Raw genomic sequence first — 25,283 nt, 5'->3', positions numbered from 1 at the left:
GTTGACATACTTCTTCATATAATATGTATTTTATCATATTTCGCTAGGAAAGAACGAGTTGTAACAATTTTTAGGACAATATTACACATTTATAATATAGGGGGAACTCATGCTATCACGTTACTTTACAGTCAAAGAATTTGGAGAACATGAGATTACGATACAGAAATCAAGATTTATCGCATACATAGATAGAGCAACAACAGAGGAAGAAGCCCAAACCTTTATTGAAAAAATAAAAAAACAACACTGGAATGCCACTCATAATTGCTCTGCCTACCTTATCGGAGAAACTGACCAAATCCAAAAGGCAAATGATGACGGAGAACCGAGTGGAACAGCTGGGGTACCCATTCTTGAAGTATTAAAAAAGCGAAAATTAAAGGATACTGTCGTAGTAATCACTCGCTATTTCGGTGGGATTAAACTTGGTGCAGGAGGATTAATTCGTGCTTACGGAGGAGCTACTAGCGAAGGCCTAAATGCAATTGGTATTGTTGAAAGAAAACTGATGCAAATCATCCATACAAACATCGACTACCACTGGCTCGGAAAAGTAGAAAACGAACTAAGACAATCAGTCTATCAATTAAAAGAGATTAACTACCAAGACAAAGTAAACGTTCAAACGTATGTTGAAGTTGAAAAGACAGAAGATTTTATTAATTGGATGACTGATTTGACAAATGGACAAGGGGAGATCTTTGAGGGGGAAGTGGAATACTTAGAAGAGCAATTATGAATTATGGGTTATGAGTTATGAATTTTAAGATCTAATTGCAAATTGCGAATGGTTAATGGTTAATAAATCAGGGGGACGGTTTTTGTTGCCGTCAGTTTGATTTATTCGATTTTGCTTTTGGAGTATATTTCTTTTGCTTCTGTGTCTATGTGCTGTTTTAATTTTTCATTTGTAATATCATGGTATGAAATGACAGAAATATGGAAGAGGGTATTCTTCCTTTAATAAATCATTTAACTCAAAGAGCACTTTTTGAGATATGTTATCTCCCACTATAGCTAGGTCTACATCGGAGCCCTTTTTATAATTCCCCATTGCTCTACTACCGAACACTAATGCCTGTTCAACAGAAAAAAGAAGAACTGTAAACAAAAGTCTACAGTACTCCCCTTAATCTAAATTTGCAATTTGCAATTTGCAATTCGCAATTCGCAATTTAATTAACCACTAGCCATTACCAATTAACCATTAAGAACTTCTAGTTCTTCATCTTCGGATCCAGCGCGTCTCTCAACCCATCCCCAATCATATTAAACCCAAGTACAACTAACATGATAGAGAAGCCTGGGAATAAGACGGTCCATGGTGCTGACTGGATAAATTGTCTTGAATCAGAGAGCATTTTTCCCCATTCTGGATTTGGTGCTTGTGCTCCTAAGCCTAAGAATCCAAGTGCTGCTGCTTCTAGTATTGCTGTACCAAATCCTAGTGTTGCTTGAACAATGATTGGCGCTAAGCTATTCGGTAGAATGTGATGGATAATAATCCGTCCATTTTTCATCCCTTGTGCTTTGGCTGCCATAATGTATTCTTCTTCTCGCAAGGAAATTACCTTTGAGCGGACAAGCCGTCCAAATATCGGGATGTTTATAATCGCTATCGCTATCAAGGCATTTTCTAATGATGGTCCTAAAATAGCAACGATTGCAATTGCTAGTAGAATACTAGGGAACGCAAGCATGATATCAAAGATACGAGAGATAATCATATCAATCCAGCGACCATAGTAGCCCGCAACGATACCTAATAATGTACCAAACACGAGCGCTCCTGTTACTGCAAAGAATCCTACCCATAACGAGATTCGTGCCCCGTACACAATCCTTGAAAAAATATCTCTCCCCAAATCATCAGTGCCAAACCAATGTTCAGCTGATGGTGGCTGAAGTCGATTCGGTAGATTTGTATCATCATAGGCATAGCTTGTAAATAGTGGCGCAAAGACAGCTACGAGAATAAAGAATATGATGATAACAAGCCCTACTACAGCCAGTTTATTTTTCAGTAACCGTCGAAAGGCATCTTTCCAAGGTGAAACCACTTCTACCTTCTCTTCTGGTAGTGGCGACCCATTGGGAGCAGGAGAAGGATTGTTTGCCATATTATCTGGGTGATTCAGTTTAGCATTTTCCATTTAATCTCCTCCTCATCAATATTTAATCCTTGGGTCAATATACGAGTACAACAAATCAACAATTAGGTTGATCATGACAAAGATTGTGGCAACGACCAAAATTCCTGATTGAATAACCGGATAATCACGGTTTCCAATCGCATCGAATATATAACGCCCTATTCCTGGCCAACTAAAAATCGTTTCTGTTAAAATCGCTCCACCAAGCAATGCTCCCGTTTGTAACCCGACAACCGTTAGTACTGGTATTGTCGCATTTTTAAGAGCATGTTTATAAACAACATAGAAATCATGAGACCCTTTGGCATTTACTGTTCGAATGTAGTCTGAACGTAAAACCTCAAGCATGCTTGAACGAGTCATTCTCGCAATTATCGCCATTGGAATTGTCCCAAGTGCAATACCTGGTAAAATTAAATGTTTTATCGTGACCCATAGTTGGTCCCATCGTCCTGAAATAATTGTATCAATTACGTATAAATTAGTTACTTGAGCAACAGGATCTCTTGGATTGTCACGCCCGAAAGCTGGAAGCCAGCCAAGTTCTTGAGCGAATACCCATTGCTGCATAAGAGCTAACCAGAATATCGGCATCGATACACCGATAAGCGCGATAATCATACTAGTATAATCAAACCATGAGTTCTGTTTCCAAGCGCTTATAATCCCAGCATTTACACCAATAATTATTGCAAAAATCATTGCAAACATCGTTAATTCAATCGTTGCGGCGAGATATGGCCACATTTCTTCAGCAATCGGCTGTTTTGTTCGCAAAGACGTACCTAAATCCCCCGTCACTAAATCTTTCATATAATATCCGTATTGAACTAAATAAGGTTCGTTTAACCCTAATCGTTCTTCTAATTCAGCAATCGCCTGTGGCGTAGCTTGTTCTCCTAACATTGTTTGTGCCGGACTTCCCGGTATTAAATGAATGATAGAGAACGTTACAATTGACATTCCTAGTAGTACAGGAATGAGCATTAATAATCGTCTAATTGTATAGGCTAACATCTCATCTCACCTCAATCCTTTTTAGGTAATAACAGTTGGTTAGTTGGAAAGTAGAAAGGAAAGGGAAAAATAGATTAATCATCTTTCCACTTTCCAACTTTCTAACTTTTTTTCGTAAAAAAGAGTAGTAGAGCATGCTCTACTACTCTCTATTAATTAGTTAGTAAGCTCTACGTTGATTAATACTTCACTTGTTGATGGATGCGGTACATATCCACTTACTCGACTGCTACCTGCTACAGTAGGAATTGAGTGTACCAATGTAACCATTGGTGCATCTTCATGGATTAATTGTAGTGCTTCTTCATATAGTGCAGCACGAACATCAAAATCTACTGTTGTCTTCGCTTCATCAAGAATTGCTGTTACTTCATCATTGCGGTAGAACGTACGGTTTCCACCTGGAATTGCATGTGTACTTAATAAGTTTGATAAGAAGTAATCTGGGTCACCATTTACACCTGACCATCCAAGCATAAATAAGTCTTGCTCACCTTGTTCAGTTTTCTCAAGGTACGTTGCCCACTCCATTGTTACAATGTTAGCTTTTAATCCAACTTGAGCAAAGTCAGCTTGAAGCGCTTCAGCTGCACGTTGCGGATCTGGCATGTAAGGACGAGCTACAGGCATAGTCCATAAATCAAACTCAAAACCATCTGCAAATCCTGCTTCAGCTAATAATTCTTTTGCTTTTTCAGGGTCAAAATCATATGCATCAATTGCATCGTTGTAACCAAGGTAACCTGGTGGAATTGCGTTCTTTGCCGGCTCAGCTAAACCACCATATAGAGCACCAATTAATGCTTCTTTATTAACTGCATGGTTAATTGCACGACGTACTAGAACGTTATCAAATGGCTCTTTATCCATGTTAAATCCTAGGTAACCAATGTTATTTGTTGCACGCTCAAATATTGCTAATTCAGGATCAGCTTCAACTGTTGCGATATCATCAGGGTTTACTCCATCCATGATATCGATTTGTCCTGAACGTAAAGCTGTAAAACGAGCTGAGTTATCAGGGATTACTTGGAAAATCACTTTATCTAACTTAGGTAAACCTTCTTGCCAGTAATCTTCATTTTTTTCTAGAACGATATTATCGTCACGAGTCCAGCTAACGAACTTGAATGGTCCAGTTCCAACTGGATTTTCATTAATTCTGTCTCCATACTCTTCAAATGCTGCTGGAGATGTAATTGCAAAATAGCTCATCCCCATGTTTTGTAAAAACGAACCTAGCGGATGATTTAAAACGAATTCAATTTCATGGTCACCTAACACATTGATTTCTTTAATCGCGTGACCTTCATCACCTTTAAATCCACCAAATTGTGTACCATATACACTATACGTATAGCCTGCATCTGCAAAGTTATACTCGTGCTCTTGGTCAGCCCAACGCTCGAAGTTAATTTTTACTGCTTCAGCGTTAAAGTCTGTTCCATCATGGAATTTTACTCCTTCACGCAGTTGGAAAACAAAACGTTTACCATCATCATCAAAGTCCCATGAAGTTGCAAGTCCTGGTCCAATATCAAATGAATCTTCATCAAATTCGATAAGAGTTTCAAAGATTTGAACCGTTACACGCGAAGATTCTCCGTCTGTAATACTTGCATAATCAAGACTTACTGAGTCTCCACCACGTGCGAAAATTAATGTTTGATCTCCTGCTGGTGTTGCTTCTTCTGTGTCAGTGTCCCCATCTGTTTCTTCGCTTGTTGTAGGTTCATTGTTCCCACCACAGGCAGCAAGGACAAGCGCTAACGCTAGCATAAGCATTAGCAGTAATGAAGGTTTCTTCTTCATTATGTGTTTCCCCCTTTTAATCTTAAATAAGATATTTTTATCTGTGATTGTCTTCTATTCATATAGATGACAAGCCACAAAATGATTATCAGTAGTTTCTTTAAATTCTGGGCGGTCTGTTTTACAAACCTCCATACATTCAGGACAACGAGTGTGAAACGCACAGCCTGTTGGTGGATTAGAAGGACTTGGAACATCTCCTTCAAGAATCATTCTTTCATTTTTTTCATCTGGATCTGGTACAGGGACAGCCGATAATAACGCTTTAGTATAAGGGTGCATCGGATTTTCATATAGCTCATCTTTCTCAGCTAGTTCTACCATTCTACCTAAATACATCACACCTACTCGGTCACTAATATGTTTGACTACACTTAAATCATGGGCGATGAAAAGATAGGTTAGCTTAAATTCCTTCTTTAAATCATCCATTAAGTTTAGAATTTGTGACTGTACTGAAACATCAAGGGCAGATACAGGTTCATCACAAATGACAAGCTTCGGATTGACAGCTAACGCTCTTGCTATACCAATTCGCTGCCTTTGTCCCCCACTAAATTGATGTGGGTAACGTGAAGCATGATAAGCACTTAAGCCAACAGTTTCTAAAAGCTCCTGTACCTTCTGCTTTCGTGATTCTTTGTCACCAATGCCATGAACCAATAACGGCTCACTTATAATTTTTTCAATCGTATGTCTTGGGTTAAGAGAGGCATATGGATCTTGGAAAATGATTTGCATGTCTCGACGAAGCTTACGCATTTCTTCAGCATCAAGCTTCGTCACATCTTTACCATCAAAAATGACCTCTCCCTCACTTGGTTCAATTAGTCGTAAAATTGACTTTCCTGTCGTTGATTTACCACAACCACTCTCACCAACGATTCCTAAGATTTCACCTTCGTAAACAGTAAAGGAAACATCATCGACTGCTTTTACCTCGCCGACTTTTTTTCCAAATACGCCACCTTTTATATCAAAATATTTCTTTAAGCCTTTTACTTCTAATATTGGATTAGCCAACGTTCTCGCCCTCCACTTCTTCATATAGGAAGCAACGACATTGATGGCCTTCCTCTAGTGATAATAATTCGGGATTCTCTTCATAGCACCTAGAAAACGCACTTTCACAACGAGCAGCAAAGCGACACCCTTTTTTAATCGAGCCAGGCTTCGGAACACTGCCAGGAATAGAGTATAGGCGCTCTTCTTTCAAGTGTATTTTAGGTAACGAACGAATTAACCCCTTCGTATAAGGATGCTTAGGCTGTTTTAATATTGACCTAACGTCACCTTCTTCGACCACCTGACCTGAGTACATAACAACGACACGATGGCAAATTTCTGCTACAACCCCTAAATCATGAGTAATCATCATAATTGCTGTTCCATTCTCGTCGTTTAATTTCCTCATTAAGTCAAGAATCTGAGCCTGAATTGTTACGTCTAGTGCCGTTGTAGGTTCGTCTGCAATCAAAACTTCAGGGTCACAGGCCATTGCCATCGCAATCATCACACGCTGTCTCATACCACCAGATAATTGATGAGGATACTCATCAACAATTTCATCTGACCTAGGTATTCCTACCTTGTTTAACATCTCAATTGAGCGCTGCCTTGCTTCCTTTTTACTAATTTTGTTGTGATTTCGGATACCTTCATTCAATTGGTTTCCAATAGTAAAAAGCGGGTTTAATGAAGTCATTGGTTCTTGGAAGATCATCGCAATTTCATTTCCACGAATTTTTCTCATACGGCGCTTTGACGCTTTGACTAAATTCTCACCTTTAAATAGAATTTCACCGCCAACTATCTTTCCTGGAGGATTTGGAACAAGACCCATAACCGAAAGTGACGTAACACTCTTGCCACAGCCAGATTCACCAACAATACCTACAACTTCCCCTGCATGTATCTTTATACTCACTCCATCTACTGCAGGTATTTCACCTGAATCTGTAAAAAAATGAGTTCTCATTTCTTTCATTTCTAATACCACTTGTGACATTTGCTGTCCTCCCTCTTCGTAATCTATCTACAGCCACAGATTATTTTGCTAGTATATGTATTCTGTTCGTTCACACTATACAAATTTATAAGATTAGTAGTAATTTTCTAAAATTTCATATTATTAAGTTACTATTATTTGCTCGAATAGGCAAGCATTATTTTCATTTAATAGAAAAATTAACGTTAATCTTTCTTACACGCTAAAGCTATGTTCGTTCACTCTATGTGGACAAATGTCCTTCTACTGTTTAACCTAAAATAATTTCATTGAATTTATGTAAACGCTTACTTATATTATACTATTTCTATTTATTCACAGAAATACTAACAAAGTTTTTTCCGCTCTACTTTACGAAAAGTAGCATATAAGATACTATAGGATGGATATGTGTAGTTTACTATCAAACTACTATAGATTATAGAAATGAGGGCTCATAAAAAATGGCTCAATCAAGAATAGAAAAGCGAAAATATAAATGGAAGAAACTTTTGAAACTGATGACAATTGTAGGTGTCGTTGCATTCTTTGTTTTGGGCGGTGCCACTATATATTTATTAAATAAAGTATCAAATGTAACGTCCAACGTTAGTGAAGAGCTTGACCGTGGCGACAAATCAGACATGCGTGAAGTTGCAGTTGACCCTGGTAAGGATAATATATCAATCTTGTTTTTAGGTGTAGATGACCGTGATGGTGAACTAGTTGGACGAACAGACGCTATGTTACTTACCACATTTAATAAAGGGGAAGGGACAATTAAACTAACGAGCATACCAAGAGATGCGTTAGTTGAAATCCCAGGGAGAAGAAATCCTGATAAAATCAATCATGCTCACGCTTTTGGAGGAACCGATTTAGCAATTGAAACTGTTGAGAACTTATTCGATATCCCAGTTGATTATTTTGTAAAATTAAATTTTATGGCTTTTATTGAAATTGTTGATGCACTAGGCGGAATTGAAGTAGACGTACCATTTACGTTTAGTGAGATGGACAGTAATGATAATCAAGGGGCTATTACATTATATGAAGGAAGACAGTTGTTAAGTGGAGAAGAAGCATTAGCTTTCTCAAGAATGAGAAAAAAAGACCCTCGTGGTGATTTAGGAAGAGGCGACCGTCAACAAGAAGTCATTAAAGCAATTATCGAAAAAGGAGCATCACTTTCATCTATTACAAGTTACGGGGCTGTGCTAGATAGTATTGAAAAGCATATATCAATGAACTTAAGTTTCGGTAATATCCTGTCATTACATTCTTATAGCGGTGGATTAAATGATATTGAATCGCTTTATCTTGAAGGTAACAATAGAAGAATAAACGGAGTATTTTATTATGAGCTTACAGAGGAATCAATTGGAACAATCTCTACTACGTTTCAAGAACATTTAGAAATAAAATAGGATTGTAATTTAGAACATCGACTTACTTAGTCGGTGTTTTTCTATGTATTGGGGGTGAAAGCGAATGTTGCTAGTTACGTACAGAAGAAGGTATATGTTTTGTTTTATAATAGTATGACGAACCCCCGAATTACATTATCTCGCTTTTTGTCTCATTAATTTTTGAATATCTGTCTCCACAGTAAATAATCGCTTATTTAATGCATCAGTTTGGCTATCAACATACTCTACGATTTTTTCTGTGTTTTGGCCCAAGCTATCAACAAGGTTCTTCTGTAATTGTTCTTGTCCAACTTTTAATTCTTTAATATCTCTTTCTAATGAATCAAATCGACTATCGAATCCATCCATTTGTTTTTCTAAGCCGACAAATCTACTCTCAAGTCCATCCATTCGTTTTTCCTGCCCACCAAATTGACTTTCGAGACCACCGATTCGAAGATTTACTTTTTGGATTTCCTGAAGAATTAATTTTAATGTATCTTCCATATTATCACCTCCATTCAAAGCTAATTATACACAAAAAAGATGTAGTTTGTACTACTTAATTTATTCCTCTTAAACATAAAAAGGAGAAGTAGCTCATAGTCTACCTCCCCTTTATTTTTACATTCGTTTTACACTTGTTATTCGGCTAAAGAAATTTAGCATTGGACGATAATTTGAACTTACAAGACCGACACCTTCAACAATTAATTCGATTGCGATTAGTAATACTAATACGATGAAAAGTGCCACCCAAACTGTCGATATTGTCAGCATCACAGCAGCTAAGCCAAAAAATGCACTCATTGCATAAATTAGTAACACTGTTTGCTTGTGTGAATATCCTAGTCGTAATAGACAATGATGTAAATGTGATTTATCTGGTGCTGATAATGGTTGTTTGTTTACTATACGTCGAATAATAGCAAAGAACGTATCAGAAATTGGTACCGCTAAAATGATAATTGGAATGATAATCGAGAATACAGTAACACTTTTTGCAACACCCATTAATGACATAACAGATATCATAAACCCTAAGAATAAAGCTCCTGTATCACCCATGAAAATTTTTGCTGGATTAAAGTTATGAACTAAAAATCCTAATGTACTCCCGAGCATAATTGCTCCTAATGCCACAACAAACATATTTCCATCAACCATTGCTAATACTGTAATAGTAATAATTATGATCGATGATACACCTGCTGCTAAACCATCTAAGCCATCAATTAAGTTAATTGCATTCGTTATCCCTACAATCCATAAAATTGTAATTGGAATACTTAACCACCCTAAATTAAAGCCATCAATAAATGGTAGGTTAATGTACTGTAATTGAACTCCTCCAAAAACAACAACACACGCAGCCACTATTTGACCAAGAAGCTTCCATTTAGCTGAAAGCTCAATCATATCATCTAAAAACCCAGTTAAGATGATGATAAAGCTCCCAATTAATATTGGAACCATAAGTGGACTCTCAGGCTGAACAATAATGTAACCGACTAAGAATGCAATATATATCGCAAGCCCACCTAAGCGAGCCATTACTTTTTGATGAACTTTTCGATGATTTGGTTTGTCTGTAGCACCAATTTTAATTGCAAATTTCTTTACAACTGGTGTGATCAGTACAGCTACAATAAAACAGATCAATAACGACAAATAAATCATATTGACCCTCCCTTTTTTATACCTTTTCCCACTAAGGATTTTTTATTATCTCTTTTGTTTCCAGTTCAACTGTATAATTATTTTTCTAATGTAAATAATACAGATACACAGTTTCTCGAACTCTACATATGTAATTAATTGCATATATAGTTCTTCCAATCTAGCACACAATGGATTATATCATAGGTGCAACTTATTGGGTATAATATTTTACATCTTCATTTATCTTTCACATGTTTTTACATAATCATTTACATATTTCACACACAAAAAAGAGACTAGAAAACAAGGTCCGTTTTTGACCTTTTTTCTAGTCTCGAAGCAATGTGCGAAGTCTCTACATCTTTTAAAAGTTTTGAAGGGAGTGGGTTTCTCCTTTCAAGGAGCGTAGCGAACGGAGCCATTGCATCCTCTATTGAAGTGTCCTAACCTCAACTTGAGCTAAATACTAATGTCCTCCCTCTTCCCCAATCTACCTTTGTATTGAACTGTTCTGAAATAAACCTAACTGGAACAAAGGTATTTCCTTCTTCGATAATTGCAGGGCTATCAAGAATCGTTTCTTTTCCATCCACCATTACTATTTTTGAATTAATCGGTATGGAAATAGTCGTATCACTATTTTTTCCAGTTACCACTCTACTCTTTGGTTCATAATTTAATGATAATCCAAATTGGTTAAACAGTGCTCTAACAGGTAATAACAATCTACCTTCCTTCATAATAGGCTCTATATTTGTAACAAATAATTGGTTATCTAGTGAAACTTTGTACTGTTGGTTATTTGTTATGAACGTGTTTCCGTTATTTGAAAGTAGTGCTGTAAGTTCAACTGGAACATACTTAATGCCTTCATAGTCTATTAACCCATTTAATAGTTTAAGCAATTTTCCATTTAAGAAAATTGGTAAACGTTCTTCCCTTATCGTTATTTGCTGTTTATGAGCTTTGTCATACTCAGAGCGCTCTTGTATCGCTCTTTTTACAATTCGCTCAGTATCAATATAACGCTGATCTCTAGCACCTTTTAACATCACAGAAATAAAATAGCCTTCTTTAGCTTCTGCCACACTAACAAGATTATGTCGTGATGCACTTGTATATCCAGTCTTACCACCAACAATTACATCGGAAAAATGAGGACTATTCTTTCTTATTTGCTGGTTTGTTGCATTCCAGTTTCTTGTTACTGGTTGTCCTACATTATTCTTGTAGTTTCCTTGGAAATACGGAGTGCTAATTAAATCTAGAAAAAAAGGATGGTTTAATGCTTCACTAGTTATTTTTACTAAATCATGTGGGGTAATATATTGATTTGGATCGTGATACCCATGAGAGTTAACGAAATTAGTTTGCTTCGCACCTAGCTCTTTTGCTCTTTGATTCATTAATTTAACGAACTCTGCTTCTGTTCCAGCAATATGTGCAGCAACCGCAACTGCGGCGTCATTTCCTGATGGAATCATCATCCCATAAAGAAGTTGCTTCATAGTCATAGAATCTCCTGGTCGTATATGTGCTCTAGAGCTATCATGCGGAATGTTTTTAGCTTCACTAGAAACGGTGACTCTTTCACCAAGATCAGTGTTTTCTAACGCTAATAAGGCTGTCATTATTTTTACCGTACTAGCGGGATAAAAGTGATTATGTCCGTTTTTCTGAAACACTATATTTTCAGGCTTGTCTTCGATAAGAATGGAACCACCGGCTTCAACATTTGCATGAAACTGAATTCGATTATTAAGAGGGTTTACTGTCTCTTTTGGTAAAGTACGTGATAATAATTTTGAACTCTGACGTAAATCATCATCGGCCATTTGCGAATCGATATGAATCTCTGTTGAGGTAATTTCAACATCCAAATTAAAAACCTCACTAAGATCATCAAGTGGTACATACTGCTGGTCAGCAATCGTGAGTAGTTTATGTTCAGCATAATGTTCAGTAGAACCTTTTTTAATAAAGAAATTCTCAACTACTGCATCAACTCTTTTTATTTCCTCAGCATAAGAAATAGTAGAATCTACAACAAAGGCTAGAAATAGTATGACAATGGCTAAAATAACGTTATTCTTCCTACTAGAATGCACCTATTCAATCTCCCCCTCTTCATTTACTAGTTTTATATATATTTGAGAGAGGAGGAATTATTACTTTTATAGCAAATAAAACAATAATACATAGGAAAAAGGCTGGGACAAAAGGTCAGTTGGTAGTGACCTTTTGTCCCAGCCTCGAAGCAATAAGAGGAGTCGCTACATCTTTTAATAGCCTTGAAAGGTTTGGGTTTCTCCTTTCAAGGCGCTTAGCGAACGGAGCCATTGCACCTCTATTTAAAGCAGTCCATTGCCATCCTTGCTGTATTTCTAGCAGCAGGTTGAGCTGACTTCATAAATTGCTCTAATTTTTCTTGCTCTCTTACACGGTAATGCAATTGTTCGGTAATTATAGAGTTTAACTGCTCTACTGGCCACTCTTCACAGACATGTCCTGCAACAGGCTGATTTGATTGACTAGCAAATGAATCAATTTTCGGGTCGTATGATAGTGCCACAAATGGTGTTCTTGTGACAGCAGCAAATATTAATGCATGGAGCCTCATTCCTACTAATAGATGAGATTTCCCTATAATCGCGACCTTCTCTTCGATAGATGCATCATGTGGAGCGATTATTACTTTCTCCTTCATCATAGCAAGAACTTCCTTCGACGAGACTTCGTCGTGCTCCCCATGCATCGGTAGAAAAACAATCTCATATCCCTTTCTAGCTGTTTCATCTAAAGACTGAGCAATTCGTTCCTTATAATTTACTTCACTTGGCCAATCACGAACAGATACAGCCACGATTGGCTTTGTGATTTCAATACTATTTAACCAAGGACTCTCAAATGCAGAAGCCTCTAATCCGAGGACGGGGTCTGGAACTAGTGTAATTTCGTTTTTCACCCTGATATTCTCTAGAAGTTCCTTTGACTCCTCATCACGAATCGTAACCTTCTTTGCCTTGGAAATAATACTTTTAACTATTCTTTGATTACTAGTTTTATCTACAGGTCCTATCCCTTGTGCATAGATAAAAAATGGCTTTCCAACTAGTTTTGCGATCATCATCACGCCACTATAGTAGATGACACTTTTCATCCCGGTTTTATCTTGAAGAAGGCTTCCACCACCGCTAATGAGTCCATCAGAAGAACGAATTACATTCAGCACTTCTTTCAGCTTCCAACGGTTCACAGCATTTACCCCGTATACTTTCTTCGTGTCCTCAGGGTCATTTGAGAGAACCGTAATTTCAATATTTGGGTCCTCTTCTTTTAATGCAGAAATGATCGATAATAAAATCGCATCATCCCCAACATTATGAAAGCCATAATATCCTGACAGTACGACGTGCATTAGTCCCACCTCGATTTAATTAGAGGATATACTTTCTTTTCAATTAGATTGTAAACCACGATTAGAATCGCACCTATACCGGCACCTATTAGAACACTGTACAATGTACGAAGTCCCGAAATAAAGATTGGTGTATGCAAGTGTGTAAATGTACTTATCATCGAAGCAAAGCCAATAAATCCGATTGCTAAAACATATGGTGCCCATTTCTTCTTTTTCATCGTTAAATATAAACCTAAGAAAAAGAGCGGGAAACCAACTAGAAACTCTGATGTTCTCGGCCTTACGTATAAAATACTCTCTAACCAGTTACGGAAAGTTATTTCTATATCTAGTACACTCGCTTCATTTCCTGTACGGATGACATAATAAGCAAAAATTGCTCCTACTACAACAAATACAAGCACTTGCCAGTATCGAACTGTTTCTCCTAAAAAGGCTATTAACTGTTTTCTTAATAATATCGCTCCACCAACTAAGAATGGAAGAGCAGCCAGTACTTTAACTCCTGTAAATTGGTCTGTTTTTACAAGAAATTCTGTTCCGTACAATAGTTGAATAACAAACCAAGCACCAATAAGTCCAACTCCTACTGACATAAAATATTGCAAAATTAGTGCTTTCATATCTTTAATTTCTTTAACTAGCAATACTGCATAAATCGCTGCAGACACCGCTGCAAGTAATGCTATTGCTTTTAGTGCAAGATTCATTCCTGTCCCCATATAAATAATAGATACAAGTAAAACCCCAGCTCCACTAGCATAAGCTAGTATTGGATATTTCGGTGCAATCGCCAACAAAAGTAACATAACTAAAGCAGTTACTCCAATAAAGCTAATAAGTTTCACAAATGGCGATTGATTAAGTTCTGAAAACGAGCGAGCGTCTCCTAACTGGTAATTACTACGTATATTCTCATTTGCTGTTTTAGCAACTTTTGTTATAGCTTCTAAACCAGCTTCTGCATTATCTGTACGTGTATAATTTTGATTAAACTGAGTATTTAGTCCATTAATATAGAAAGAACGCATGTTTCGTTCTTTCACAGCACGAACAATCTTATTTGCTTCCTCTTGAATGGTCTTATCATTTTCATTTCCCATACCGATTGTCACACTTAATAAACGGACTACATCTTGCTCTTGTTCAGCTATTGTTAATAGGCTACCCATTCCCACTTGAGGATTAAATTCGATAGTCACGATAGAATAGCCAAGCTGATTAATTTTAGAAGAAAACGTTTTTAATTCTTCAGGTTCACCTACACCAACGACTTCCTGGCCTGAAAATAGGACTTTATTTGAACCAAGTGAAGCTAGCATTTCCAACTCTTCATACAAGTAATGACCTTCATACTCAACAAATGTCATCTGATTACTAAGTCTAGGTATAATCGTAAAACCTTCACTTATTAATTCTTCTACTAGTTCTTGATCAAACCCAAGTGGTTGATAAAAGGCAGAGGCTGTTTGATATGGTAAGAAGAAAAATTCTCTATCCCCAAATACCAATTCATGCACACGAAGATCACTATTAACTGGATATATACTTACTTCTGATCTTTTTCTGTATTCAAAATCAAATGCATTCTTTACCATATCTACATGAGGATGAGTACTATTAAAAACTTCCAAATAAACTCCTGTCATATCTGGTAATTCATTTGAAGGTATCTGATATTGCCTGATTATATCCGCTTTTGTTACCCTTTGTAGTACCCCTTCCTTTATATCCATAATTGTTAGAGGCTCTAAGCCTAAAGAATATATTTCTGCTTCCTGCAGTTTCCTATAAACTTCTTCTTTAGACAAGTCAGCAGACAAACCATCTGTTAGTTTTATAATCTGGTCAATTTGGTTATAAGGCACAGCAAGCTCATACACATTATTCTCCTGCTCTACCTGTATCCGCTCTATCATAGCTGGAATTGAAAGGACTATCGCTAGTAGGACGATCCCCCATAATACTTTTTTCAACAATTTTTAACATCCTCTCAATTATGTTGTTTCTTTTCTTTTTATAAACTTCCCAACAACCGGGAATGACTGTAGCTCTTCCTTTGATATACCTTTTAATAGGTAAATACAAATGCCATAGACTATTATTCCGACCCCAATCATAGCAATAACGTAGACTAAGCCTAAAAGCCTTGTCCAACTTGCAACATCTACAAACTGAAGGGGAACGAAGATGACTAATCCCATCACAATGCTCGAGACAGCAAATACTACATCCGGTCGTTGAACTACTTTGAATGGAATTGTACGATACATCACGAAAAGATTGAGTGCAGTTAATAGCATGTACGTGAGTAATGTTGACCAAGCAGCACCTACTAATCCGAACTGCTGTACAAGAATGATGTTTAATACAACCTTAACAACTGCACAGACTACAACTATTATTGCAGCTTGATTCACTTTGTTCATTCCTTGCAGCATTCCAGTCGTTAAAACTGAGAACGAAGTAAATAATGCACTAATCACTAAAATAGCAATAATGTCACTACCTTCTACATTCGTGAATAACGCTAAGTTTAACGGCAACGTTAGTGCAAATAAACCAACTGCTGCAGGCCATGCTGTTAAATTTGTAAATCGATTCCCTTTTTCAATAATCTCTCTCGTTTTTCCGATGTTTCCTTTGGCTAACTCTGCTGTAATTGCAGGTATTAACGGCAGGATGAGTGCACTTGCAAAGACTACAGCAATTTGGACTAAAGCCAATCCACGACCGTATATCCCGTACATATACTTCACTTCATCCTCTGAATGGCCTATTGAGCCTAGTTGTAACGGAACTGTTAAAGAATCAACCATATTTAATAAAGCCATCGTTAATGCACCGATACAAATTGGAATTGATAGCTTTAAAATTTTCTTTGTCCAAACGATGAAAGCTTCTAAACTATATTTTTGCTCACTTCTCGGTTTCAATCCTGATTTCATAAAAACAAAACGGAGATAGGTAAGTGAAGCTAACGCACCGATAGAGGAGCCGATCATGACTCCACCAGCTACAACTTCATCTGTTGCAAACTGTCTCGTAAGTACCCATGCGACAATTAAAATCAATCCAACTCGTACAAGTTGCTCCAACACCTGCGAAAACGCAGTAGGTGTCATGTTTCCAAAGCCTTGGAAAAACCCCCGATACACAGCCATATATGGAGCAACCAGCAATGTAATTGAGACGATCATAATTGAATAGACTGCATAGCTGCCGCCTAGAAACATAGCAATTTGTTCAGCAAAACCAAACATAAGCGCAAAGCTGAAGATACCAAACGCAAAAGCTAAAATACTAGCTGTCACAAAAATATTACGAATATGCTCTGTGTTTTGATGAACTCGAGCCTCTGAGATTAGCTTTGATATGGCAAGAGGAATTCCTGCTACTGATAAAATAAGAACGGACATATAAACAGGGTAAACAATTGTAAAAATACCTAATACTTCATCTCCAGCAATATTTTGCAATGGAATACGAAAGACGCTTCCGAGAACCTTTGAAAGCATCGTCGCAATCGTTATAATAAGAGCGCCTTTAATAAATGACTGACTCATCGTTTCCCTTGAACCCTTTGTCCAACTACTTTAAGTGCAAACTTAGGTAATGCAAGCATTCTTCTCCAACGAGTCGGCTCTTGTACTAAACGATATAACCATTCTACGTTTAATTTCTGCCATATCTCAGGAGCACGGTTAACTTCGCCTGCTAACACATCAAAGCTACCACCTATCCCCATGAAAACTCCTTTATCAAACTGGTTGTAATGCTGGGCAATCCAATTTTCCTGTCTAGGTAGTCCAAGAGCAACAAAAACTAAATCAGGCTTCAACTCTTTAATTTGCCTATCAATACCATCCTTCTCCCAATCAAAGAACCCATGGTGAGAACCGACAATCTTTATGTTTGGAAACTGCTCATTTATTTTATTAATAGCACGCTGTAATACCTCATCTTTTGCTCCAAGAAGATAGATAGAAAGACTTTTTTCGTTTGCTAATTGTAATAACTGCATAAACATATCAAAACCAGTTACTCGCTCTGGTAATGGTTTACCTAATAGTTGCGCTGCCTTCACAACTCCAATCCCATCTGCTGTTACATACGACGCTTTTTGTAACACTTCCTTATAAGAAGGATTTTGATGAGCATGTAATACGATTTCTGGATTCGCTGTAACGACAAATGCTTTTTCTTCATTATCAAGGTGAGTTGCTAACTGAGTAACCATTCCACTCAACGTTGTATTTACAAAATCGACACCAAGAATCGACACTTTATCAAAAGACACAAAACCACCAACTTAATTATTTATATTCTTTTACTAGCAAATCATATCAAAAAAAGTCGTACTTGGGAATTAGCTTCTTGTTATAATCAATTTTTACATTTATTTGTCATTCTCCACAGCTATTATAGAAGCTGTAAAACGTGTTATAATTAGTAATGATGTATTTTTTAAGGAGAGAAGCTACTATGTTCAGTTCGATAAAAAAACTAATTGGTGATGAACAACAATGGAAGTTAAAAAAGTACCTACAGATTGTTGAACAAATTAACAGTCTTGAATCAGCTTTAGAAAAACTTTCTGATGAAGAGTTACGCGCAAAAACTGACAAGTTTAAGCATGATTTGCAAAACGGAAGTACGGTAGAAGATATAAAAGTTGAAGCCTTTGCTCTCGTTAGAGAAGCTTCAAAACGCGTGCTAGGTTTACGCCATTACGATGTACAACTTATTGGTGGTCTCGTGTTAAACGACGGAGACATTGCTGAAATGTCGACAGGAGAGGGAAAAACACTAGTTGCATCTCTCCCAAGTTATTTACGTGCCCTTGAAGGTAAAGGGGTTCATGTGATTACAGTTAATGAATACTTAGCCCAACGTGACCGTGAATTAGTTGGACAAGTCCTTGAGTTTCTAGGACTAACTGTTGGTTTAAACGTTCCGATGATTACACCTGATGAAAAACAAGCTGCTTACAAAGCAGATATAACATATGGGGTAGGTAACGAGTTTGGATTTGATTTTTTACGGGATAATATGGTTTACGACAAACAACAACGAGTACAACGACCCTACCACTTCGCTATCTTAGATGAAATAGATAGTGTCATGGTTGATGAAGCCAAAACACCATTAATTATTGCTGGGAAAACCAAAGTTAGCCCGAACCTTTACTATATATGCGCCAAAGTGGCTCGAAGTTTCAAAGAAGAAACAGACTATCTTTATGACCCTTTATTAAAATCAACGAATTTAACAGATGATGGAATAACAAAAGTTGAAAGATCATTTGGAATTGACAATCTCTATGACCTTGAACATCAAACTCTCTTCCACTTTGTATTACAAGCATTACGTGCAAGAGTATTATTCCGAAAAGACGTTGACTATATTGTTGATGATGGGGAACTTAAGCTTGTTGATATGTTCACAGGTAGAATTATGGAAGGCCGTACCTTTAGTGATGGTCTTCATCAAGCGTTAGAGGCAAAAGAAGATTTAAAAATTACAGAAGAAAACAAGACACAGGCACTTGTTACTATTCAAAACTATTTTCGCATGTACCCAAACCTTTCGGGTATGACAGGAACAGCTAAAACCGAAGAAAGAGAGTTCCAATCTCTTTATGGTATGGATGTCTTTCAAGTTCCAACAAATAAAATTAAAATTCGCGAAGACCGGGAAGACCTTGTATTTGTGACTGTTGAACAAAAATATACTGCTGTTGCAGATGAAGTCGAGAAGCGTTATAAAAAGGGTCAGCCTGTATTAGTTGGTACTACTTCCATCATACAATCGGAAACAATGGCAGAATACCTTGATGAAAGAAACATAACTTACGAGCTGCTTAATGCTAAAAGTGTGGAAAAGGAAGTTGAACTAATATCAAAGGCCGGACAAAAGGGACAAGTAACAATTGCAACAAACATGGCAGGTCGAGGCACTGATATTATGCTAGGTGAAGGAGTAGCTGAATTAGGCGGCTTATTTGTCCTTGGTACAGAACGTCATGAAAGCCGTAGAATTGATAATCAGCTAAAAGGTCGTGCTGGTAGACAAGGTGATCCGGGTGAGTCCCAAATCTATATTTCAATTGATGATGAAATGTTACTACGCTTTGCACAAGAAGATATTGATAAGTATAAACTTCAACTAAAGACAACCAAAGAAGGTCTTATCTTAAATAAGGATGTTCATGAATTGGTAGACAAAATTCAAAAGATGTGTGAAGAGCACAACTATTCTGCTCGTGAATATACGTTAAAGCTTGATGATATCATTAATGAACAACGTAATGTCATCTATCACCTCCGTAATAAAGTACTTAACGAAGAAGAAAACTTAGCAATTGTTAAAGAAATGATTTCTTCTAGCACAAAGGAATTTGTCGGGCAGTACTGTCCCGATAATCTATTACCAGAAGAGTGGAATTTAAACGAGTTAGCCACAAGGCTAAATCACATCCTAATTACAAAACCAGTAACTTTTAGTGATGACCCACAGGACATTAAAGAAATTCAGGAGAAACATGAGAACAATCTCCATGAATTTTTACAACATATTGATTTACTTTCAGAAAATTCCATGGTTCTTCAATCAGCTAAACAAGCACTTTTATTGAACATTGACTTCTATTGGTTACAACACATCGAGGATATGGCAAGATTAAAAGAAGGAATTGGACTTAGAGGGTATAGTCAAGAAGATCCTATGAGAATATATACTAGAGAAAGCTTCCAACTGTTCACAAACATGTATCAAGCAATTGAAAGAGATGTAAGCTTCCATTTCGGAAAGATTTCAAAGCCATACCTAAATGAAGAACAATTAGGAGGATAATAACCATGATACCTTTTTTCAACCGAAAAAAAGGAGAAATGCCACGGTTAGAAGGGATAGAAAGTGTACATTCTACAAATGAAATCTTAAATAAAACAGATGAACTAAACGAAAACCAGGACGAAAAAATAAATACAGTTCTGTCAATGCATCCAGAATGGAACCTACCTAGAGAAGATATATATGCGTTTCAATTCTTAAATCAAGAATGTGAACCACTTAGACCAAACCAACTGTCATTGTCAGGTATCAATATTATTCCAGAAGAAGGTGGTGACTTTCGTGTAACAGCCTTGGTGCGAAATACCCTTAGTAAATCAATTAAATTAGAAGAGACTCCACTAGTACTTATTAACGAAAGTGGAGATACTGTCGCAAAAAGAATATTCAATCTGGTAGACCTAGGAGATATTCCTCCAAATAGTAGTCGTCCATGGACTTTTCATTTTTCTAAAGAAGACTTATTAGCTAGTGATTTACCTAAGACAAAGTGGAAGCTTGCTTTTCAATTTTCATCACAAAAGAAAAATCACAAGCTTGAACTAGAAGAGAGTTGGAAAAAGTCGTTAACATTGGAAAGTAAAATTCAACTCGAAGAAATGGTAAAAAAGTTGACTCCACCAAAACAAGGTGAGGTTAACTTTATGGGAGTACAAGCAAAGCAAATAGAAAACAACAGCATTCATGTAACTTTACTAATTAGAAATGGAAGCGATAAGAACATTCATATAGAAAAGCTACCACTACAAGTAACAGATGCAACGGGTGAAATAGTCGCTAAAGGGGCTTTTCACCTTGATAAATTAGCAGTTAGAGCTCACACAAGCAAACCATGGACGTTTATATTCCCTGATTCAATGGTAGTAAAAACAAATGCTGATTTAACAAAGTGGCAAGTCTCCCCCCTCTCTCAAAAAAAGTAATGATAAAAGGCTGTCCTATACGCGCTACTCATCCAGAATAATACAGATGAATAAACTTAGATAGGACAGCCTTTTCACTTTCTTTTAATGGTAATATTTCTTAATCCCGTCCAAAAGTGCTGCTGCTGCATTCTGACGAAATTCCTCACTAGCAAGCTCTTTCGCTTCCTCTTCGTTGGTCATGAAACCAAGCTCTACAAGGACACTTGGCATTGGTGTATTTTTTATTACATAAAATTGACCCTCTTTGACACCACGATCATTAGTTTTCAGTGTATCAATCAAGCTGTTCTGAATGTTCTCCGCTAGCGTTTCACTTCTTCCCGCTGCAAACGTAGAGTCCCAGTATGTCTCTGTGCCATGAGCCATTACATTACTTGCAGCATTGGCATGAATACTTATAAACGAATCTACCTTTTCTTTTTTAGCTATTTCTACTCTCTCCGCTAATGTTAAAAACATATCAGTTGTTCGAGCCATAATGACATCAGCCCCTTCTGCTTCAAGAAGCTTCTGAACTCTCTTACTTAAATCCAATATTATTTCCTTTTCCTTAAGTCCATTAGCAACTGCACCAGGATCACTACCTCCATGACCAGCATCAATCATAATTCGTTTACCTTTCAAACCATTCGGTGAAAGTGATAATTCTAGCTCGCCATCTGAATGCTTTAGTGAAACATGGCCTTCAACATCCATTAGAATAGTTATTGTATCTGTACTTTCATCCTTTATGTATTCAATATTTTCAATTCCATTTACATTCTTTTCTAATGTAAGTACTTCTTTTGCATCCGTAATAATTTCAATTCGATTTCCCAATATTCTATGTTGCGTCTCAACCTTACCACCTATTTTCGGCCAGGTAATGACGGTACGATTATCATCAAAAACCAGGAGTGGCTCACCTAAAATAGATGTTAAACCCTTATCGTTATATAGATGTAAATAATATGAATGTACATAGCCTACTTTGTCATGATAGCGTATTTCAGCCCATTGATTATCAAAATTAATTATTTCTATATTTTCCCCTTTTTGCAATTGACCTTTCGATTCAAATTCAACACTTGGACCTTGGCGGACATTTAACGTGTCTGATCTAACCTCCCCAAAGTAGACCCCACTCACTTCCTGTTCAGGAACTACCACTGAAGTTTCTTCTGTCACTTCAGTTACTCGTCGTTGAATATGTACTTCTCTTGTTGTTTCATCCCATTTTACTTCTGCACCAAAAGTTTCAGAAAAAAAGCGCAAAGGAATAACCGTTCGCTCATGAACAATTGTAGGAGCAGGTTTTATATTGATAACTTGATTATTAATAACCGTACTTATATCCCCTATTGTAAATACTACGTTAGTTTCAAATTCATTAGCAAATACCTGTCGAGTATCTGGATTCCACGTTACATCAATCTCAAGAGCTTCCCCTATTGCACGGAAAGGTATGAGTATATGGTTATCAACTATTGGTAGTGTATCAAAGGGAAGTTCCACCTCTACATCATTTACATATACCGTTACATCCTCTTGAGTATTGTCATCTTCTTTAGTATATTGCTGAAGTTTAATATAATCAGTATGTACATAGCCAGTAATGGAATCAAAGGAAATCTTATACCACTCACCAACAGTTTCATGTATCGTTACAATCTCACCCTTCTTTAATGACCCTACTTTTGTAGAATTTATATCAGCCTCAGACCGAATATTTAGTATGTTTGTCGTTACAGCTCCAGTAGTCATAGCAAACGTTGTTGAGACTGCTGAGAATATAGCAAAAGCAAGAGCTATTACTACTACAATTTTAATTGGTAAACTTTCTTTTCCCATCTATATTTCCTCCATTCTAAAATTACTAGCAGAAGTGCTATAGGATAGAATATTATGGTATTAACAATGTATATAAAAAAAGAAATACGTCTCTTAATGAGTTGTATTTCCTTTTTCATACTAAACTACTTTACTGTTTGAATTCTTTCAACATAAGATCCATGTACAAATGCATATTCATAATCAGAATGGTCTGAATAGACTTTATACCAACTTCCATCATTTTGTTCACTTTCCTCTACAATAACAAGATAATAATTTGGGTGAGGAAAAGTAAATTGTGCAGCACGCAATGTATTAGGTTGGTGCCTTACATTCAAGAAGCTAGTTGTTCTTCCTATTTCATATGAATTCATATCTTTTTGACCTAGGAAACTATCAGCACGATACATATGTCCTGCTATCTTTTGACCCCAAAATGGATCAGATGCATATCTCACGTTCATACCATGACTTTTATTCCCTAAAACAGCACCTCGATAATTCTCTCCACAACTTCTAGTTTGTCCGTTATACTGACATAGTGTACCCGTTCCAGATACACCACTATAAGTATCTGCAGGAGGGGTTAAATACCTACTATTCATTGATTCCGCAACAAATATAATTGAGTCTTCAAAGCTTTCAAATGGCTTAGCATTATTAAGAGGGTCTCTATCATACGCTTGGTAACCAAATAAATTTTTCTTTTCTTGTGCTATCTGGCTTGTTCCAAAGTTACTTTCGTGTATCGCCTTAGCAAACAAGTAAAGTGCATTAATTTGATAGGTATCCTCTGCCTTCTTAAAAGCATATCCTAAATCTTTTAATGGGCTGTCTGTGATATTTGGATTACTAGAAATCACATAATTAATATATGAATCTAACTCTTCCGCTGTATAATTTGATTTTGTTCGTAGTGGTAAGTAATTAAAATACTGGTGAGCTTCCCCCACCCTTTCCCCTGAAAGACTAAAATATTCAATACCATCCCAACTATAATAAGTTCCAGTTTGACTCATAAAGCTTGGCGCTTTACCATACGTATAACTTCCATACCGTTTCGTTATATGATTATACACAAAATGGACAAGCTGACCATTTTCATTTTTATAATAAGAACGTCCACTGAGTAGCTCAGTCGGTACCAACATTAAATGTCCTTGCTTGACATACCCTTTTTTCCCTGCAATTTCTACAGTTACTTTTTCTTCATTTGCATCAATATACCTCATTTCTACACCAGAAGAAACATAGGTTAATTGCGTTCGTAATGCTTCGTCTGAATAAATAATAACAATTGCTTCATCTTGTGGTGGTCTAGAAACAGCGATTCCTTTCGCCATCTTCATAATTTCTTGTCCGTAGTAAATCAAATGATGACGAGTAGGAACATAGTTTTTTACTGCATCTTCATAGTTTATATACCTCTGATTATCAAAAGTAATATTCCCTTGCCCATCCATACTTGCTAATTGAAAGTGCACATTTCTCTTTCCATTAGTTTCAATAACGCCTAGCATTCGATTAATAAATGCAGCGGCATGAGCCCTTGTTGCATTTTCTTTCGGTCCAAATCGAAATTTACCATTTCCAGCCGGCATACCACCGATAATTCCGAAATAAGTATTATTTGCAACAGATACACGAAACGTTGGATGAATCTGCTCTACATCTGTAAAGGAAAGGAAAATCGAATGTCCTTCAATTCCTTTATAAGTTAGAGCCCGATCAATCATAACAGCCATCTGTTCACGAGAGATATTTTCATTCGGTTTAAATACATTACCAGGATACCCACCTACAATTCCAACGGACGCAGCTCTTGAGATACCATCTCTTAAATGATAATTCCCTGGCACATCAGAAAAGTCAGAATACCCACCTGGTAGTTGCAAGGCTCTCGCTAAAAATGTTGCAAATTGAGCCCTTGTTATTGAATCATTAGGCTTATAAACGCCATTTCCATAACCTGCCATTATCCCTCTTTCTACAACAGATCTCATTTCTCCTTCAAGGACATGTCCAGTTAAATCATCCTTCGTTTGAGCTTGTGTTGTCAGTGGTTGGGCAAGTAACAAGCCAAAAATACAGAGTGTAACAATCAGGCGTTGCACATATAAAACTCCTTTCAGCATAAAAAAGATTAGATACTAAACAACACATTGACTTACTATATTCTATCAAAACCTGTCAAAAGAAAATAGACTTTTAGTGAGATTAATAGAC

19 protein-coding genes are annotated in these 25,283 nt (G+C 36.8%); 4 read left to right on the top strand and 15 right to left on the bottom strand.

Going from position 1 to position 25,283, the window contains the following annotated elements:
• Nucleotides 1-109: 109 nt before the first annotated feature.
• On the top strand, nucleotides 110-742 hold the full coding sequence (locus tag CD003_RS16830) for a YigZ family protein (protein ID WP_096202417.1): 633 nt from the start codon (nucleotides 110-112) through the stop codon (nucleotides 740-742).
• Nucleotides 743-919: 177 nt separating this feature from the next.
• Here the strand turns inward: CD003_RS16830 and CD003_RS22090 are convergent, their stop codons facing one another.
• The 6 genes from CD003_RS22090 to CD003_RS16800 all read right to left on the bottom strand — a co-directional run bounded on the left by CD003_RS22090 (nucleotide 920) and on the right by CD003_RS16800 (nucleotide 6,993).
• Entirely contained in the window at nucleotides 920-1,114 is a 195-nt protein-coding gene (locus tag CD003_RS22090) for a nucleotidyltransferase domain-containing protein (protein WP_218838265.1), read from the bottom strand.
• A 106-nt stretch (nucleotides 1,115-1,220) separates the two neighbouring features.
• Entirely contained in the window at nucleotides 1,221-2,123 is a 903-nt protein-coding gene (nikC, locus tag CD003_RS16820) for a nickel transporter permease (protein WP_096202827.1), read from the bottom strand.
• Between the two features lie 48 nt (nucleotides 2,124-2,171).
• Nucleotides 2,172-3,173, bottom strand: coding sequence for an ABC transporter permease (locus CD003_RS16815; protein ID WP_096202416.1), 1,002 nt, complete (start codon nucleotides 3,171-3,173; stop codon nucleotides 2,172-2,174).
• A gap of 156 nt (nucleotides 3,174-3,329) precedes the next feature.
• Nucleotides 3,330-4,985: an ABC transporter substrate-binding protein gene (locus CD003_RS16810; protein WP_096202415.1), complete on the bottom strand. Its 1,656-nt coding sequence runs from the start codon at nucleotides 4,983-4,985 to the stop codon at nucleotides 3,330-3,332.
• A 54-nt stretch (nucleotides 4,986-5,039) separates the two neighbouring features.
• On the bottom strand, nucleotides 5,040-6,008 hold the full coding sequence (locus CD003_RS16805; protein WP_096202414.1) for an ABC transporter ATP-binding protein: 969 nt from the start codon (nucleotides 6,006-6,008) through the stop codon (nucleotides 5,040-5,042).
• Nucleotides 6,001-6,993 (bottom strand): ABC transporter ATP-binding protein, encoded by a 993-nt coding sequence (locus CD003_RS16800; protein WP_096202413.1) that lies wholly within the window; start codon nucleotides 6,991-6,993, stop codon nucleotides 6,001-6,003. The genes CD003_RS16805 and CD003_RS16800 overlap by 8 nt, the downstream gene beginning before the upstream one ends.
• A 443-nt stretch (nucleotides 6,994-7,436) precedes the next feature.
• On the opposite strand from CD003_RS16800, the gene CD003_RS16795 reads away from it, so the two are divergent.
• Entirely contained in the window at nucleotides 7,437-8,399 is a 963-nt protein-coding gene (locus CD003_RS16795; RefSeq protein WP_096202412.1) for an LCP family glycopolymer transferase, read from the top strand.
• Nucleotides 8,400-8,534: 135 nt separating this feature from the next.
• Here CD003_RS16795 and CD003_RS16790 read toward each other — a convergent pair whose 3' ends face one another.
• The 7 genes from CD003_RS16790 to CD003_RS16760 all read right to left on the bottom strand — a co-directional run bounded on the left by CD003_RS16790 (nucleotide 8,535) and on the right by CD003_RS16760 (nucleotide 17,764).
• On the bottom strand, nucleotides 8,535-8,888 hold the full coding sequence (locus CD003_RS16790) for a hypothetical protein (protein WP_096202411.1): 354 nt from the start codon (nucleotides 8,886-8,888) through the stop codon (nucleotides 8,535-8,537).
• A 117-nt stretch (nucleotides 8,889-9,005) separates the two neighbouring features.
• Nucleotides 9,006-10,061: a glycosyltransferase family 4 protein gene (locus tag CD003_RS16785; RefSeq protein WP_096202410.1), complete on the bottom strand. Its 1,056-nt coding sequence runs from the start codon at nucleotides 10,059-10,061 to the stop codon at nucleotides 9,006-9,008.
• A 431-nt stretch (nucleotides 10,062-10,492) separates the two neighbouring features.
• The gene (locus CD003_RS16780; protein ID WP_096202409.1) at nucleotides 10,493-12,151 is read right to left on the bottom strand and encodes a stalk domain-containing protein; all 1,659 of its coding nucleotides are present in this window, start codon (nucleotides 12,149-12,151) and stop codon (nucleotides 10,493-10,495) included.
• 239 nt (nucleotides 12,152-12,390) lie between these two features.
• Nucleotides 12,391-13,461: a polysaccharide pyruvyl transferase CsaB gene (csaB, locus tag CD003_RS16775; RefSeq protein ID WP_096202408.1), complete on the bottom strand. Its 1,071-nt coding sequence runs from the start codon at nucleotides 13,459-13,461 to the stop codon at nucleotides 12,391-12,393.
• A complete protein-coding gene (locus tag CD003_RS16770) occupies nucleotides 13,461-15,440 on the bottom strand; it encodes a DUF5693 family protein (protein ID WP_142302889.1) in 1,980 nt (659 codons plus the stop codon). Before CD003_RS16770 ends, csaB begins: the two co-directional genes overlap by 1 nt.
• A 21-nt stretch (nucleotides 15,441-15,461) precedes the next feature.
• Nucleotides 15,462-17,030 carry a putative polysaccharide biosynthesis protein gene (locus CD003_RS16765; protein WP_096202406.1) on the bottom strand — a complete coding sequence of 523 codons (1,569 nt, stop codon included), beginning with the start codon at nucleotides 17,028-17,030 and terminating at the stop codon, nucleotides 15,462-15,464.
• The gene (locus CD003_RS16760) at nucleotides 17,027-17,764 is read right to left on the bottom strand and encodes a WecB/TagA/CpsF family glycosyltransferase (protein ID WP_257008370.1); all 738 of its coding nucleotides are present in this window, start codon (nucleotides 17,762-17,764) and stop codon (nucleotides 17,027-17,029) included. The genes CD003_RS16765 and CD003_RS16760 overlap by 4 nt, the downstream gene beginning before the upstream one ends.
• 185 nt (nucleotides 17,765-17,949) lie before the next feature.
• Here CD003_RS16760 and secA2 point away from each other — a divergent pair, with 185 nt between their 5' ends.
• Entirely contained in the window at nucleotides 17,950-20,319 is a 2,370-nt protein-coding gene (gene secA2, locus CD003_RS16755; protein ID WP_096202405.1) for an accessory Sec system translocase SecA2, read from the top strand.
• Nucleotides 20,320-20,324: 5 nt separating this feature from the next.
• Nucleotides 20,325-21,242 (top strand): accessory Sec system S-layer assembly protein, encoded by a 918-nt coding sequence (locus tag CD003_RS16750; RefSeq protein WP_096202404.1) that lies wholly within the window; start codon nucleotides 20,325-20,327, stop codon nucleotides 21,240-21,242.
• An 84-nt stretch (nucleotides 21,243-21,326) separates the two neighbouring features.
• Here the strand turns inward: CD003_RS16750 and CD003_RS16745 are convergent, their stop codons facing one another.
• Nucleotides 21,327-23,075 (bottom strand): N-acetylmuramoyl-L-alanine amidase, encoded by a 1,749-nt coding sequence (locus CD003_RS16745; protein WP_096202403.1) that lies wholly within the window; start codon nucleotides 23,073-23,075, stop codon nucleotides 21,327-21,329.
• Nucleotides 23,076-23,200: 125 nt separating this feature from the next.
• Nucleotides 23,201-25,171: an S-layer homology domain-containing protein gene (locus CD003_RS16740; protein ID WP_179295600.1), complete on the bottom strand. Its 1,971-nt coding sequence runs from the start codon at nucleotides 25,169-25,171 to the stop codon at nucleotides 23,201-23,203.
• Nucleotides 25,172-25,283: the final 112 nt, after the last annotated feature.

This window comes from Bacillus sp. FJAT-45350, from assembly GCF_002335805.1.
Lineage (GTDB): Bacteria > Bacillota > Bacilli > Bacillales > NISU01 > FJAT-45350.
The sequence above is the reverse complement of the archived record's forward strand: the minus strand, read 5'-3'. Positions and strand labels throughout refer to the sequence as shown.

What these genes read in the sequence shown, in the direction of transcription:
- CD003_RS16750 (WP_096202404.1), top strand. Translation starts at nt 20,325, where the DNA reads ATGATACCTTTTTTCAACCGAAAAAAAGGAGAAATGCCACGGTTAGAA.
- CD003_RS16785 (WP_096202410.1), bottom strand. Translation starts at nt 10,061, where the DNA reads ATGATTTATTTGTCGTTATTGATCTGTTTTATTGTAGCTGTACTGATC.
- secA2 (WP_096202405.1), top strand. Translation starts at nt 17,950, where the DNA reads ATGTTCAGTTCGATAAAAAAACTAATTGGTGATGAACAACAATGGAAG.
- CD003_RS16800 (WP_096202413.1), bottom strand. Translation starts at nt 6,993, where the DNA reads ATGTCACAAGTGGTATTAGAAATGAAAGAAATGAGAACTCATTTTTTT.
- CD003_RS16810 (WP_096202415.1), bottom strand. Translation starts at nt 4,985, where the DNA reads ATGAAGAAGAAACCTTCATTACTGCTAATGCTTATGCTAGCGTTAGCG.
- CD003_RS16795 (WP_096202412.1), top strand. Translation starts at nt 7,437, where the DNA reads ATGGCTCAATCAAGAATAGAAAAGCGAAAATATAAATGGAAGAAACTT.
- nikC (WP_096202827.1), bottom strand. Translation starts at nt 2,123, where the DNA reads ATGGCAAACAATCCTTCTCCTGCTCCCAATGGGTCGCCACTACCAGAA.
- CD003_RS16815 (WP_096202416.1), bottom strand. Translation starts at nt 3,173, where the DNA reads ATGTTAGCCTATACAATTAGACGATTATTAATGCTCATTCCTGTACTA.
- csaB (WP_096202408.1), bottom strand. Translation starts at nt 13,461, where the DNA reads ATGCACGTCGTACTGTCAGGATATTATGGCTTTCATAATGTTGGGGAT.
- CD003_RS16830 (WP_096202417.1), top strand. Translation starts at nt 110, where the DNA reads ATGCTATCACGTTACTTTACAGTCAAAGAATTTGGAGAACATGAGATT.
- CD003_RS16765 (WP_096202406.1), bottom strand. Translation starts at nt 17,030, where the DNA reads ATGAGTCAGTCATTTATTAAAGGCGCTCTTATTATAACGATTGCGACG.
- CD003_RS16790 (WP_096202411.1), bottom strand. Translation starts at nt 8,888, where the DNA reads ATGGAAGATACATTAAAATTAATTCTTCAGGAAATCCAAAAAGTAAAT.
- CD003_RS16745 (WP_096202403.1), bottom strand. Translation starts at nt 23,075, where the DNA reads ATGGGAAAAGAAAGTTTACCAATTAAAATTGTAGTAGTAATAGCTCTT.